We start from the raw sequence: 13511 nt of genomic DNA on the forward strand, positions 1-13511 counted from the left end.
TCTGACAGGCCTGCGGAATGCTGGCCTGCGGCCGTGCATAAAAATCCCGGGCAATGGTGACAAGCCTGCGGCTCAGCCGTTTGTCACCCAAACCGATATTCCCGAATTCTTCCTCTGCCCAATCCACGGGAGGAGCTTTAGCCAACAAAGGCTTCTCGACTGTCGCAGTCTGTTTGTACAAAACAACCTTGAAATCACTCCGCAAAGGATAGAGATACACATCCTTCACTGGAACTTGGCAGGCTTGATCGCTGTCTTGTCTGCCACGGCCTTTCGTCTCACCAACATGCCGCCAGTTGGCCGCTCGATAGCAAGTTCCACGAAATCGCGCCTGCTCAACAAAAGTTTCCAGAAGAACCGGTCTGTATCCATACCGCTCATGCCAATCCCGGCTTAGACGCTTTATGCAAAGCGACAAAACATGCGAAGCCAAATGCGGCACCCGAACTCCCGGAACAATCAGAAAACGACTGTTGTTTACCACCTGAAACAAATTGTCGCGGCGGGCAGTTTCGTTCCAGCCAATCCATCTGTCCCGCGCCTCAAGACGCCAAGCTGCAGCGCTAAAAGCCAAACCGCCCAGCCACCCATAAGCCGGACTCTTGATTAAATACCGTATTTGAGCTCCGCACAAAGGACCACTGCCAAGATAGTGATAGTGTTCCATCATCGTATTCCAAAGGGCCGAAAGCTCCCGGTTGCCGCTTCCTACCGTAACAATTTCTATCCCGCCCAGTTCGGCAAACAAGCACTCAACTTGCGCAACTTCAACCGAAATATCTTGTGTCTTCAAAGACTTGAAAAAGGAGTCCTTGGAAACAGCTACGGGCAGTCTGATCCGGCCGCTCCTGTGCAACCTGTTCAGTGCTACCCGGCAGCTCATCGTTTTCGGTTTGCCATTTCGCCCTGTCCAGTTAAGCCATTCACAGACTTTCATCGAAAGTCCGTGCCGGGAAATGTCCGGCGTCGTTTCTACCACCGTTTGAATACGGTTAACAATATCCATGCTAAAATCTTTTCCGCAAATTTTCATGCGGTAACTTTATCATCTCCCTATCACTGTGTCCAGAAAAAAAGTTATGGGACATGCTCAGTTTATTAAGGGGGAATTTGAGGTAATAATTTTACTTCCTCTTTAATGACCCAAATAGCTTCTTTCTTTGTTTCCCTGTATGCAGTTTTTATAAATTCTAAATGCGGTTACCCTGTATTCTTTCTGTACTATTATTGACTTATCAAGCCTGTAACATAGATAACTATTTCAGATTTTACCGGATTATCGGTCTTAAGACGAATACTTCCATGGTAAGTTTCTGCCTTTTCTATCTGGTTCTTTGCCGTCAGCAAATATTTGTCGGCCTTTTTTTCCAGTGTAAATGTGATCTTTTTTTCAAGGTTGTCCGTGTAAGATGAAACGATATTGAAGGAGTATTTTTTTAAGGGTGTAATGGTAACTTGTGATTGAATTATGCTGCCGGAGTTGCCCTTTAAGATTATATTTTTAGGCTCAATCAATGCAAATGCCTCAACTTCTCCTTTGAAATACAGATTTAATTGCCTGTTTTTCGGATCGTTGGTGTAAACCGCTATGGCCTTTAAAAACTTTCTGCCTGCAAAGCCTGTTGTGTTGCCCTTTATGGATATTTTGCCCTTGGCGCCGGGCGGTATTTGTTTGGTATAGTCGGCAGTTGTGCATCCGCAGCCTGTTTTTACCTTTTCAATGGACAAGGGGGCATTACCTGTGTTTTTGATGATAAATTCATGGGTAATTACAGTTCCTTCTATCACCGGATCAAATTGGAAGCCGGCTTTTTTTAAAACGGCAACCGGTGCAAAAGAGGCTGTGTCAGCAGCCTGCAATTCCTCGGCGCGGGCAGAAAAAACCACCGAAATGCACACGATAAGGCATAAACTTAAAAAAAATTTTGCTGTCATTATACTTCCCCTTGAATATCACATCTGTAATCTTTAGCGCCTACTGACCGCATGAACCGCCGTCGGAGCCACAGCTCGAACATCCGCTGTCAAATTTAAGACCGGATAAAACAATAAACCCGTTTGTGCCATAATCCACACTGATGGGCTGGGCTTTTATAAATAGATTTTTGTCTATCAGGTATTGAATTCCGTCAACTTTAAAGGTTGAATCATTATCCCCCTTTTCGTCAAGTGCCATTGCCATCTGCGGGCCGCAGCATCCACTCTGGTTGAGAAAAATCCGGACAGGCTTTATCTCCTTATCCATGAAAAAGTTCTTAAGTTCCCTTTGAGCTGATTCTGTAACTGTAAACATGGTTCCTCCTTTTTATGATGACGGCTTCGTAAAAACTCCCTCTGCTGTGTTACGCCTCACCTTTTGTCATTGCAGCGTACGAAAAAGTACGCTTCATTCCTCAGGATTCGCGCGCCTTGCATATGAAGCTTTTACGAAGCCGTCTAAAATATTTTATAATATCTGGTTTTGTGATATCTGTGCAGCACGTTGCCTGACCATCTTTGCCGATGGCCCCAGCGCTTCCACGCTTCTGCACACATCCCATGCTACATCTGCAAATTTGGGTCCTTCGGCTGAAGATATCCATGAAAAATGCAATCTGCCAGGCTCAAGGCCCATGTGTTCCAGCAGGTTTTTCATCAGCGCAAACTTGCGGCGCGCATAGTAATTGCCTTCAATGTAGTGGCAGTCGCCGGGGTGACATCCTGAAATCCAGACACCGTCAGCACCTTCCCTGAAAGCGCCGAGGATGAATTTAGGACTGATACGTCCACTGCATGGAACCCGGATTATTTTAATATAGGGCGGATATTCAAGACGGCTTACGCCCGCAAGATCGGCCGCTCCATATGTACACCAATTGCATAAAAATGTGATAATATTAGGTTGCCAGTTCGGCATGATATTCCTCCTTATTTTAAAAGTCCTCTTTGAACTATGTGTTTGTATCTATCATACATGTTACAGGACATGCATCAACACAGGCGCGGCAGCCTGTGCAGCGCTCTGTAATTATACTTCTGGCTTTCTTTTTTATTGTGACCTTGAAATTGCCTTGTTGTCCTTCAACGCTTAATACTTCGGCATAGGTGATCAGTTCGATATTCGGATGCCGGCCTGCCGTTACCAGATAGGGAGCCAGAATGCACATGGAACAATCAATTGTTGGAAAGGTTTTATCAAGCTGGGCCATGGCTCCGCCTATAGCCGGAGTTTTTTCAACCAGATACACAAAATAGCCGGAATCTGCAAGATCAAGAGCGGTCTGAATGCCGGCTACCCCTCCTCCGACTACAAGTACTGCACCAACAGGATTTGTATTCATTTTATCTCCTTTATCTTAAGAAATCTCAGGCCGTGGAAGCATACCGGCTCTTTGGGCTATTTCGGCAACCTTATGTTCCCATTCGATAGCCATCAGATGAACGCCTGCAACACCTTCCATTTGCTTGAATTCTTCAATTTGTTCTATGGCGATTTTTATGCCTTCTTCTGCAAATTTTCCTTTTCCGGCGCCCCTTAATCTTTCAATTATCTCAGGCGGAACATCCATGCCGGGAACCTGTTTTGCCATATACTGCGCCATACCAACACTTTTTAAAGGTGTTACTCCGGCAAGAATATAGCATTTTTCACATAAACCCATATCCACAGCCATTTTCATGAACTGTCTGAATTTTTTCATGTTGTAAATACACTGGGTCTGGATAAAATCGGCTCCTGCATTTATCTTCTTTGCAAGGCGATAAACACGGAATTCAAAAGGATCGGCAAAAGGATTGCTGGCTGCTCCTATAAACATTTTCGGAGAAACATCTATCGGTTCTCCGTTTAAGAATTGCTCTTCATCCCTCATTGTTTTAACAAGATTGATAAGCTGCATGGAATCTATGTCATAAACGTTTTTAGCTTCCGGGTGATTTCCGAATATCTGATGATCTCCTGAAAGACACAGCATATTTCTTATGCCCATAGAATAAGCGCCAAGAACATCACTCATCATAGCCAGGCGATTACGGTCGCGGCAGACCATCTGAAAATTAGGTTCCACACCTTCCTGGACAGCAATAGCCGAAGCCGCCCAGCTTGACATTCTGACTACTGCCGTTTGATTATCAGTGATGTTAACGGCATCCACATTGCCTTTCAGAAAGGCTAATTTCTCTTTAAGGTGTACGACATTGGCTCCTTTCGGAGGACCGCATTCACCTGTGAATGCAAAGTTGCCGGATTTTAAAACTTTTTCAAGATTACTGCCGGATTTGATATCATTCATATGGCAAGCTCCTCCCTTACGGACTTTCGCGGGCCGCCATCTCTTGATGTGCGCCAGTTTTTGGCAGGTGTGAAGCAAAGAAGATCATCCAGTCTTCCCTGCTCCATTTTCTTTTTTACAATCATATCCCAGATGCATGGGACTTCCTTGCTTATTTCGCAATAGCCTTTGGAGCTGCCGCCGCAGGGACCATTCATCAGACTCTTGGAACATCTCGCTACAGGGCATAATCCGTCAAAAAAATGAATCACGCATGTTCCGCATCCTGCGCAGCGTTCTTCCCAGATGCCATGTGAAGTTGCGCCTCCGAAAAATTTTGTATTTACAGCCGGAAAGAATTTTTGCTGCGGATAGGCTTCGGATAAAAACTGAGGGCCAACGCCGCAGGCCATTGAAATAACCGCATCATAGTCGTTTATTGTGGATTTTACCTGTTCTATGTATTCGGGATCGCATTGTCTTTCTATGGTTATCTGATCTACTGTAAGGGAACGCCCTTCCTTTTTCCGGGCAATCTTGAGTGAAGAAGACAGAATCTGAACTTCTTTGACCCCGCCCACATTACAGACCGTGACGCAGCCCTTGCATCCCATAATCAATATATTATCCTTTCCCCTGACCATTTCCAATATCTCGGAAAGGGGTTTTCTATCAGCAACAATCATATTTCACCTCTTTAGTTATGCCGCCTGTTTGATATTAAGCGGGCTCGGACCCAGGTTACGTATCCTCTCTCCCATCTGGTTTGCAATTTCTGCAAAGCGGGGCCCCATGGCGGATGAAAGATTAAACATCTCCACACGCTCCGGTTCAATGCCAAGTTCGGCAAGAGTCTTTTTTACGTACTCGACTTTTTTCCGTGTTTTTATGTTTCCGCATACGAAATGACAGTCTCCTTCCATACAACCTGCAACATACACACCGTCTGCTCCGTCTTCTATGGCACGCAGCAGATGGATAATATCCACACGTCCGGTGCAGGGAACCTGGATAATCTTTATATTTGACGGGTAGTTCAGCCGCATGGAACCTGCCAGATCGGCAGCGGCGTAAGCACAATATTTACAGCAGAACGCTATGATCTGGGGTTCAAAATCCTTATTCATATATCTACTCCTGTTTTCGTATCTACTCAGGTTGTGAGGTTCACAGTTCACGGTTGGTTGCCTTGTATTTGAACCTTGAACCTTGAACCGTGAACCTGTATAGTTATCTGTTATCTAGCATGATGCCTGTTTATAAAAGAGCGCATCAGTCTTTGCGTTTATCTGATCATCGGTAAAATGTTTCAACGTGATCGCCTTTCCCGGGCATTCGGATACACAGCATCCGCATCCATGGCAGTCGCTTGGCTCGATAACGGCATATCCTTCCTCTCCGACCCTTGGCACGCCATAAGGACAGGTTCTTACACAAGTGAGACATGCAGCACAACGATCCGGATTTACTGAAGCAATCACGCTGCCAACTTCGATTTTATTCTTTGAGACTATCTTCATCACCCTTGATACGGCAGCCCTTGCCTGGGCAATGCTTTCATCCACGCTCTTGGGATAATGGGCAAGTCCTGCCAGAAACAGACCCTCTGATGCAAAATCCACAGGTCTTAATTTGGCATGGGCTTCCACAAGAAAACCGTCGCTGTTTACAGGCACCTTGAAATGCTCGAACAATGCCTTATTTTCATTCGGAAGAATTGCTGCTGCAAGTACTACCAGATCCGGATTCATCTCAATCGGTCTTTGCAGGATATGATCTTTTACAGTCAGTTTAAGTTCCTGCCCATTATCCGAATCGATTATGGGAGGCTTATCTTTATTATAACGGATAAAACGTATGCCCTGCTGCCTTGCTTCCTTGTATAAATCCTCACGTAATCCATAAGTGCGGATATCCCGGTAAATGATGAATATCTGCATTTCAGGATTTAGCTTCTTTAATATCAATGCGCTTTTTATGCTGTGCGTACAGCAAACCCTGCTGCAATAAGGTCTTTCTTCAGTCCGTGAGCCTACACACTGGATAAATACAGCTATTTTGCTGTCTTTTAATGCTTCGTCATTATTGCGGACTGCCGCATCCAGATCAAAATGAGTTAATATCTTCGGATTTTTTCCGTAAAGGTATTCATGCGGTTTGTATTCCTTTCCACCCGTTGCGAGTATGGCTGCACCATGATTTATCACTTTTGTATCCAACGGATTATTTGCGGATTTCAATGTGGTGGTAAAGTTTCCGATTGTTCCGGTTACATGGCCGATTTCCGTTTCAGGAAAAATCTTTATCCGCTCATTATTCTTAACGTCTTCAATTAACTGCCGGACATACGGAAGTACCGGTTCACCCTGCCAGGTCTCATTAAGGCCAAGCGCCATGCCTCCCAGTTCATTGCTTCTTTCCACAAGAAAAGCGTCAAAACCCTGCCGCGCAACGCCAAGGGCAGCTTCCAGCCCTGCAATTCCGCCGCCCACAACAAGCACCGACTGAGTTACATCAAGGGTAACTTGCGGAAGGGATTCTAAAAGAGCTGCTTTGGCAACGGCCATGCGTACCAGATCCTTTGCCTTTTCCGTAGCTCTTTTGGGGGTTTTCATATGAACCCAGGTGTTCTGATCCCGGATATTGGCCATTTCAAAAAGATAGGGGTTAAGTCCTATTTCGCGGATGGTCTCCTGGAAAAGAGGTTCATGAGTGCGTGGCGAGCATGATGCCACAACAACGCGGTTTATTCCTTTTTCCAGTATAACTTTTTTGATGTTTTCCTGGGTATCCTGAGAACATGTAAAAAGATTATCTTCCGCATGTATGACATTCGGAAGCGTTTTTGCATATTCCCTTACTGCCGGAACATCTGCTACACCGCCTATGTTGATGCCGCAGTTGCAGACAAACACTCCAATACGTGGCTCTTCTTCGCTAAAGTTTTTTTCCGGCGGGAGTTCTTTTGTGAGCGTAAGACTCCATCTTTGTTCCGACAAATTCTGTGTTGCGCTTGCAGCGGCAGCCGATGCCTCCATCACGGACTGAGGAATATCTTTCGGGCTTTGAAAAGTACCGCATACAAAGACACCTTCTCTGCTTGTGCAAACCGGTGTAAGATCACTTGTTTTTGCATAGCTGTGAGCATTCAGATCGATACCAAGTCTTTGGGCCAGTGCCTTTGTATCCTTGGAGGTTGCAAAACCTGCTGCAAGCACAAGCATGTCGAAAACTTCCTCAAGCGCCTCACCGGATTCCGGAATATATTTGAGCTTAAGGCCACCGTCATCAAGTGGTTCAACGGTATGCACTCTGGAACGGATAAATCTGACGCCGCTTCCTTTTTCAGCTCTTTCCCGGTATCTTTCAAATTCTTTTCCGTGTGTACGCATATCCATATAAAAGATGGCTGCATCAAGAGGCGTTTCGGCATGTTCCTTGGCGATCATGCTCTGTTTTATGCTGTACATGCAACAAACGGAAGAACAGTAGCTGTGATCCGCATGGTTGATGTCGCGTGATCCGATGCACTGGAGCCAAGCGATCTTTTTGGGAACTTCACGGTCATAGGGTCTCATAAGATGCCCTTTATAAGGACCGGATGCACTCAGTATGCGCTCGAATTCCAGGCTTGTAACCACATTCGGATGACGCGAATATGCATAAGTATCAAAAAAGATAGGGTCAAAAAGTTCATTTCCAGTTGCAAGCACTACAGCCCCAACTTCTATTTCACTGAACCTTGGCTGATCCGAGTAGGATATCGCGCCTGCCAGGCAGGCTTTTTCGCACATGCCGCATCCTATACAGACATTTCTGTCTATAGTGTACGAAAGAGGCACTGCCTGGGGAAATTTGATAAAGGTTGCTTTACGAAGATCCAGCCTGCAATCGAATTCGTTGACCGCAGTTACAGGGCATACCTGGCGGCATTGGCCGCAGGCAGTACATTTTACCGAATCAATATAGCGGGGATTATTTTTAAGCTTTGCCGTAAATGCTCCGGCTTCGCCTTCCAATGATTCCAGTTCACTGTTTGGGATGATGTTTATATTAAGGTGCCTGCCTACTTCCACAAGAAAGGGCGATATAACGCACATGGCGCAGTCATTGGTTGGAAAGGTTTTGTCCAGTTGGGCCATGAGCCCGCCCACGCTGGGCGAGCTGTCCACCAGATGGACATAATATCCGGCATTGGCCATATCCAGGGCGGCCTGTATGCCTGCGACACCGGCGCCTACCACCATTACGCTGCCGACTTTATTGTTTGTACCTTTGGTTGACATTATATTATTATTTCACCTCTTATTTATACTGTAGCGAAACTGGCTGGGTATAAAACCCCGCCCTACGTCTCAACGCTATCATTTATGCCGGGCTTGCAAACCTGGGAGTATTTCCTTCACAACTTTTAAGGTCGGCCAGGCCGCCTAATTCCAGTTCATTGAGCCTTTTTGAAACGGTGTAAATTGCAATACCTGTTTGATCCGCCATTTCCCTGACTGTTACAGGGCCTTTGCTCAGCGCTTCCTGAATCAGGGCTTTTTGATATTCAGCGGTTATCGCATCGTTTTTCACCTTTTCAAAAAGTATCGGATCAGTCTTTTCGTGATACACGTTTTCATTTTCCGTCAGATGGCGATCAATTCCCACAAGCCAGCGAAGCCGCGTGGTGGACAATGCTCTGGTTAACGCGTTTAAAGCCATTTCATGATCTTTTGTATTAAACGGCCCTGCTTCTTTGATAATATTGCTTACCTCAATCACATTGTCTGCAAAGGGTTTGGCTTCTGCGGCGCTTGCCCAGCGCAGGTGCACTCTTTTTCGGCCTATGCCAGAAAGATCCAGCAATTGCGCAAGCATTTCCATACGTTTAACAGTATATTTATTGCCTTCCAGATAGTGGCAGTCACCTATATGACAACCGCTTACAAGTACTCCGTCAAACCCTTCTTTTAATGCATTGACGATAAACAGCGGATCGACACGACCTGAACACATGACTCTTACAACGCGAATAAATGGCGGATATTGAATTCTTGACACCCCTGCGAGATCCGCGCCCGCATAGGAGCACCAGTTACACAGGAATGCCAGGATTTTAGGTTTAAATGAATCGTTCATTATTTTTCTCCGTATACAAAATGCAATCAACCATTGGCACCGCCGGCACAAATGGACGCCAGTATTTGATTTTCGCTAAAATGTTTCATATCAATTGCTCTTTGCGGGCAACCTGCCGCGCAAACTCCGCAACCCTTACACAGAGCGGAATAATTCCCGGCTCTGTAACCCTTGCCGTGCACCTGTTTCAATCGTATAGCTCCAAAGGCGCAGGACTGTTCGCATAAACCGCAGCCTATGCATTTTCCCTCATCAACAACGGAAACAATAGGCTCTATCTGTATAGTGGATTTATTCAGAATCAGAGCTGCACGTCCGGCCGCTGCCTGAGCCTGGGAAATGGATTCCTCGATAGGTTTGGGATAGTGCGCAAGACCTGCCAGAAAAACTCCATCGGTTGAAAAATCTACCGGCTTTAATTTCATATGGGCTTCCATATAAAAGCCTTCTTCGTTAAGCGGCACTTTGAGCATCTGAGCCAAAGATTTCCGGTCTTCCGCCGGAACAATGGCGGTTGCCAGATTCAGGTAATCAACAGAAATTTGAAGGGGCGTATTAAGAATGTGATCTTTTACAGTAATAATCAGACCTTCATTTCCATCCTTTTCAACAACCGGTTTTTCATCCACGTTATAGCGGATAAATGTAACACCCATTTCCCTTGCCCTCTTATACAGCTCTTCCCGTAAACCAAAGGTTCGCATATCCCGGTAGATGATATAAATATTTGTCTCCGGCTTTTTCTCTTTGATTGCTATGGCGCTTTTAACAGAAGCCGTACAGCAGATTTTTGAACAATATGGCCGCGCAGGTTCGCGGGAACCTACACACTGAATAAATGCAATTGCGCGGGATTCTTCAAGCTTTTCAGGGTGGCTTTCAAACATTGACTCAAGTTCATGCCATTTCATCACCCGGTCGCTTTGGCCGTAAAGGTACTCATTCGGTTCCAGCGGATTTGCCCCTATTGCAAGGATAACCGCACCATGATTGATTTTTCGATCCTTTTGGGCTGAGTTTACGCTTGTTGTGAAATTGCCTACAAATCCGTCAATATTTTTGATGTCAGATTCCAGCAAAACCTCTATGTTTTTATGGTTTGTGACCTTGTCTTTAATCCCGGATAAAAAGGCGGTTACATTATCTCCCTGCCAGGTGTTTACGGCATGGACGAGCGCTTGACCTCCCAACTCCGAAGATTTTTCCACCAGATAAGTCTTAAAGCCCTGGTCGGCTAATGTAAGAGCCGCACTCATTCCCGAGATACCTCCGCCGATAACAAGAGCATCGTGATTGATTTCGATCTGAATGGAGGAAATAGGCTCTAAAAGTGCTGACCTGGCTACAGCCATGCGTACAAGATCTTTTGCTTTTTGAGTAGCGCTTTCCGGATCTTTCTGATGTACCCAGGCGTTCTGATCCCTTATATTTGCAAATTCGAAAAGATAGGGATTCAAACCCGCCTCCTGAATAGTCTGTTGAAAAAGCACTTCATGGGTTCTTGGTGTGCATGCCGCCACTACCACACGATTAAGGCCTTGTTCGGCAATAGCCTTTCGTATATTTTCCTGAGAATCCTGGGAGCAGGTAAAAAGCGTACCCGATGAAAAGACCACGCCCGGCAGTTGTCCGGCATATTTAACGACTTCGGGTACGTTTACCACGCTGCTGATATTTATGCCGCAGTTACAGACAAATACTCCGATACGAGGCGTATCACCAATCACATTGATTTCAGGAGTAACCTGTTTATCTCTTGTAAGAGTATTTCTTGCAGAACAAAGATCTTTTCCGGCTATTGCAGCGGCAGCACCGGCATCAATAACCGACTGCGGAATATCTTTTGGACCCTGAAAAGAACCGCATACATAAACACCTTCTTTTGAAGAGTTTACCGGTTCAAGTGAACTGGTCTTGCAGAAATTGCCTTCGGTTGTTTCAATGCCCAGCCGTTTCGCCAGTTCCAATGTTTCTTTCGAAATTTCAAGGCCAACGGATAGCACAATCTGATCAAATGTTTCTATTTTTGTCTCACCGGTTCCGGTAACGTAGCGAATGCTTAAATCACCGGTTTCGGGAACCGATTCAATGGAATGCACCCTGCTGTTGATAAAACGTACACCGTGTTTGTCTTTGGCGTTGTTGTAGAAACGCTCAAATTCCTTGCCGTTTGTTCGCATATCCATGTAAAAAATGGCGCAATCCAGATCGCCTCCGGCATGTTCCTTGGCGACAACAGCTTCCTTGACCGCATACATGCAGCATACGGAAGAGCAATACCCGTTTCCGCAGTGATTGTTATCTCTCGATCCGACGCATTGCAGCCAGGCTATTTTTTTAGGCTCCTTATGATCCGACATTCTTACAAGATGACCCATTGTAGGTCCTGATGCGCTTAAGATTCTTTCAAATTCAAGGCTGGTAAGAACATTCGGATTGGTTTTGTAATGATAGAATTCATCGAGCACCGAAGGATCATAGGTATCGGCTCCCGGACATAGTATTACGGAACCGATATCAATCTGTTTTTCCACAACTGTCTGGCTGTGATCAACAGCACCTGCAAGACAGGCATCAACACACTGAAGGCACTCGCAGCAATAACCGCAGTTAAGGCATCTTCCGGCTTCAGCTGCACCGTCTTCTTCACAGTAACCAAGCTCAACTTCCTTAAAATTGCCTGCCCGTTTTTCAGCAGCAAGCTCAGGCATTTCAATTCTTGATTTTTTGGGCTCGTTTTTCGGTATGGGCCTGTAAACAGGATTTTCATTTACTATAGCTTCACGGCCTTCGGCCATGTCTTTTCCGTCAAGATATCTTATAATGGATTCGGCTGCTTCTCTTCCGGCTGCAATTGCGCCTATGGCAACCCAGGGGCCTGTCTGAACATCACCTCCTGCAAACACTCCCGGACGTCCGGTGGCATATGTTACGGAATCTGTTTCAACTGTTCCCCATTTCGAAAAATCCACACCGGTTATATTTTCAAGAGCAGTTAAATCGGGTTTCTGGCCAATTGCAGGAATTAGCTGGTCTATTTCAATATCATATTCACTTCCGACAACAGGAACGGGTCTTCTTCTTCCTGATGAATCCGGTTCTCCAAGTTCCATGCGGATACAGCGTAAACCCACAACCTTGCCGTCTGAAGTCAAAACTTCCTGGGGTGCGGCAAGATAGGTTATTTCGGCTCCTTCGGTTTTGGCAGCATGAATCTCTTCTTCCCATGCAGGCATCTCAGCGCGGGTTCTTCTGTAGATTATATTAACCTTTTCGGCTCCAAGCCTTACGGCGCATCTTGCAACATCTATGGCCACATTGCCGCCGCCTATTATCGCAACTTTTTTGCCTACTTCGGATTTTCCGGTAAGATTAACTTCTCTTAAGAAATCAACGCCCTGACGGACACCTTTGGCTTTTTCTCCGGGTACGCCAAGATCAAAACCCTTGTGTGCGCCTATTGCCAAATAAACGGATTTGTAGCCCTGTGAGAAAAGATCATCTATGCTAAGATCAGGGCCAAGAGGCGTATTGGTTTTAATTTCAACTCCAAGATTTGTTATTACTTCTATTTCATTATCAAGAATATTTCTTGGAAGTCTGTGCTCAGGTATCCCGACCCTTAACATGCCTCCGGCTTTGGGTAGTGCTTCGAATACTGTTGAAAGCACTCCTTTTCGCGCAAGATGATATGCAGCGGAAAGTCCTGCCGGACCTGATCCTATGATGGCGACCTTTTCATCTCTTTTGGGAAGCGTTTTGATCTCGATTTGCCTCGGATCGAATTTATCCGCGGCAAGACGTTTAAGGCTGCGTATTGCAACAGGATTATCCACATCACATCTGCGGCAGGCGTCTTCGCATCCGTGAGGACATATTCTTCCCAGAACACCGGGCAAAGGCAGATCCTCCATGATAATCTGAAGAGCCTCTTTATATTTGCCCTGACCTACCATCTGTACATAACCCTGGACATTGAGCCCTGCCGGGCAAGCCAGTCTGCACGGAGCCTTATCGCTTTTCTGTATGGAATATGCTCCGGGAATAGCCTGTGCGTATTGCTTATAAACAGCTTTTCTTTCGGAAAGGGTTTCATCATATTCGTTGGGTAATGTTACAGGACAGACTTTTGCGCAA

9 protein-coding genes and 2 pseudogenes are annotated in these 13511 nt (G+C 45.7%); all 11 read right to left on the reverse strand.

From position 1 onward, the window contains the following. On the reverse strand, positions 1 to 1033 hold a 1033-nt coding region (locus tag VXK47_RS16065), incomplete at its 3' end, for an IS4/Tn5 family transposase DNA-binding protein (protein ID WP_435549797.1). Positions 1034 to 1224: 191 nt separating this feature from the next. Continuing rightward, positions 1225 to 1935, reverse strand: a complete 711-nt coding sequence (locus tag VXK47_RS16070) for an OS_HP2 family (seleno)protein (RefSeq protein ID WP_435549798.1) — start codon at positions 1933 to 1935, stop codon at positions 1225 to 1227. A 40-nt stretch (positions 1936 to 1975) separates the two neighbouring features. After that, positions 1976 to 2293 carry an IscA/HesB family protein gene (locus tag VXK47_RS16075; protein ID WP_435549799.1) on the reverse strand — a complete coding sequence of 106 codons (318 nt, stop codon included), beginning with the start codon at positions 2291 to 2293 and terminating at the stop codon, positions 1976 to 1978. A gap of 153 nt (positions 2294 to 2446) precedes the next feature. After that, on the reverse strand, positions 2447 to 2896 hold the full coding sequence (locus VXK47_RS16080) for a hydrogenase iron-sulfur subunit (protein ID WP_435549800.1): 450 nt from the start codon (positions 2894 to 2896) through the stop codon (positions 2447 to 2449). Between the two features lie 61 nt (positions 2897 to 2957). Then, positions 2958 to 3320, reverse strand: a pseudogene (locus VXK47_RS16085) (FAD-dependent oxidoreductase); the annotation flags it as partial. A 15-nt stretch (positions 3321 to 3335) separates the two neighbouring features. After that, positions 3336 to 4271 carry a methylenetetrahydrofolate reductase gene (locus VXK47_RS16090; RefSeq protein WP_435549801.1) on the reverse strand — a complete coding sequence of 312 codons (936 nt, stop codon included), beginning with the start codon at positions 4269 to 4271 and terminating at the stop codon, positions 3336 to 3338. Beyond that, positions 4268 to 4936 carry a methylenetetrahydrofolate reductase C-terminal domain-containing protein gene (locus VXK47_RS16095; protein ID WP_435549802.1) on the reverse strand — a complete coding sequence of 223 codons (669 nt, stop codon included), beginning with the start codon at positions 4934 to 4936 and terminating at the stop codon, positions 4268 to 4270. Before VXK47_RS16095 ends, VXK47_RS16090 begins: the two co-directional genes overlap by 4 nt. 15 nt (positions 4937 to 4951) lie before the next feature. Then, positions 4952 to 5377: a hydrogenase iron-sulfur subunit gene (locus VXK47_RS16100; protein WP_435549803.1), complete on the reverse strand. Its 426-nt coding sequence runs from the start codon at positions 5375 to 5377 to the stop codon at positions 4952 to 4954. A gap of 114 nt (positions 5378 to 5491) precedes the next feature. Beyond that, positions 5492 to 8536, reverse strand: coding sequence for an FAD-dependent oxidoreductase (locus VXK47_RS16105; RefSeq protein WP_435549804.1), 3045 nt, complete (start codon positions 8534 to 8536; stop codon positions 5492 to 5494). A 442-nt stretch (positions 8537 to 8978) separates the two neighbouring features. Beyond that, positions 8979 to 9374, reverse strand: a pseudogene (locus tag VXK47_RS16110) (hydrogenase iron-sulfur subunit); the annotation flags it as partial. A 26-nt stretch (positions 9375 to 9400) separates the two neighbouring features. Next, a partial coding sequence (locus VXK47_RS16115; protein WP_435549805.1) for an NAD(P)-binding protein occupies positions 9401 to 13511 on the reverse strand: 4111 nt, incomplete at its 5' end.

Origin of the sequence: Desulfobacterium sp. N47, from assembly GCF_051233685.1 — a bacterium.
Lineage (GTDB): Bacteria > Desulfobacterota > Desulfobacteria > Desulfobacterales > RPRI01 > RPRI01.

Bases quoted from the DNA above. Each gene is read 5' to 3' on its own strand.
- VXK47_RS16070 (WP_435549798.1), bottom strand. From the start codon at position 1,935: ATGACAGCAAAATTTTTTTTAAGTTTATGCCTTATCGTGTGCATTTCG.
- VXK47_RS16075 (WP_435549799.1), bottom strand. From the start codon at position 2,293: ATGTTTACAGTTACAGAATCAGCTCAAAGGGAACTTAAGAACTTTTTC.
- VXK47_RS16080 (WP_435549800.1), bottom strand. From the start codon at position 2,896: ATGCCGAACTGGCAACCTAATATTATCACATTTTTATGCAATTGGTGT.
- VXK47_RS16090 (WP_435549801.1), bottom strand. From the start codon at position 4,271: ATGAATGATATCAAATCCGGCAGTAATCTTGAAAAAGTTTTAAAATCC.
- VXK47_RS16095 (WP_435549802.1), bottom strand. From the start codon at position 4,936: ATGATTGTTGCTGATAGAAAACCCCTTTCCGAGATATTGGAAATGGTC.
- VXK47_RS16100 (WP_435549803.1), bottom strand. From the start codon at position 5,377: ATGAATAAGGATTTTGAACCCCAGATCATAGCGTTCTGCTGTAAATAT.
- VXK47_RS16105 (WP_435549804.1), bottom strand. From the start codon at position 8,536: ATGTCAACCAAAGGTACAAACAATAAAGTCGGCAGCGTAATGGTGGTA.